Below are 289 nucleotides of genomic sequence, written 5' to 3'. Positions count from 1 at the left end.
CCGAACTGGTTACAATGATTCTGCGAGGAAAACATTGTGATCAGGGAGGTTCAGGCTTTGACACATCATAACACCGCCTTTCACCAACTGCTCAAACCGGTTTCGAGACATGATTTTGAGAGGCTGGCCAAAGAGCATCATCACGGGCAAAAACTGAGATCCGCCACGCGCTGGGATCAATTCATTGGCATGGCCATGTCTCAGCTTTCCGGCCGTCAGAGCCTGAGCGATATCCAGTCGAACCTGGAGAGCCAAAAGCATAAGCTTTTCCACCTTGGCGCCAAACCCG

1 protein-coding gene is annotated in these 289 nt (G+C 51.6%); it reads left to right on the top strand.

The annotated features are described in order from the left end of the window. Window positions 1–57 precede the first annotated feature (57 nt). Window positions 58–289, top strand: a 232-nt coding sequence (locus tag A3730_RS29710; RefSeq protein ID WP_156501182.1) for a DUF4372 domain-containing protein, incomplete at its 3' end; no start/stop codon positions are given.

The sequence above is a fragment of the Alcanivorax sp. HI0044 genome, from assembly GCF_001634945.1.
Note: the sequence above shows the minus strand (reverse complement) of the source record. Positions and strands in the feature narration are given on the sequence as shown.